Source organism: Rhodococcus sp. C26F (assembly GCF_053345925.1).
The window spans coordinates 1-778 of record NZ_JBKFBA010000115.1; the positions used below are offsets into that span (position 1 = coordinate 1).

1 pseudogene is annotated in these 778 nt (G+C 67.9%); it reads right to left on the reverse strand.

The features are described 5' to 3' along the window. A pseudogene (locus tag ACLBYD_RS30710) lies at positions 1-635 on the reverse strand (glucose-6-phosphate isomerase); the annotation flags it as partial. Between the last annotated feature and the right edge of the window lie 143 nt (positions 636-778).

The following is a 778-nucleotide window of genomic DNA, read 5'->3' on the forward strand; positions in this document are numbered from 1 at the left end:
TTGGAGAGGGTTTCGAGGGTGGAAAACGTCTTCGACGCGACGATGAACAGGGTGGTGGCCGGGTCCAGGTCGGCCAGCGCCGCGGTCAGATCCGCGGGGTCGACGTTGGAGACGAACCGCGCCGCCGGCCCGTCGTGGAAACGCCGCAACGCGCGGGTGACCATCGCCGGCCCGAGATCCGAACCGCCGATGCCGATGTTGACCACCGTGGCGATCGGCTGCCCGGTGGCGCCGCGCCAGTCGCCGCTGCGGAGGCGGTCGGTGAACTGGCCCATCCGGTCGAGCACGGCGTGGACGTCGGCGACGACATCGACCCCGTCGACGATCAGGTTCGCGTCGCGGGGCAGGCGCAGGGCGGTGTGCAGCACCGCCCGGTCCTCGGTGACGTTGATGTGCGCACCCGAGAGCATCGCCTCCCGAGCCGCGGCCACACCCGTCTGCTCCGCCAGCTGGAGGAGCAGTTCGAGAGTGCGACCGGTGAGACGTTGTTTGCTGAAATCGACCACCAGATCCCCGGCGTGCGAGGTCAACGCCTGCGCGCGCTGCGGTTCGATCGCGAACAGCTCCCGCAGGGACACCGCGGTGATCTCGTCGCGATGGGCATCGAGGGCTTGCCAGGCCTCCGTGGTCGTCACATCCTGTGTTTCCGTATCCATGTTTCTGCCAACGTCTTTCGTCACGCCAGTGCGCGCAGGCGGGGGGCGAGGTCGCGCTCGAACAGTTCCAGGAACCGCTTCTGATCATGACCCGGCGCGTGGAACACCAGATGATTCAACCC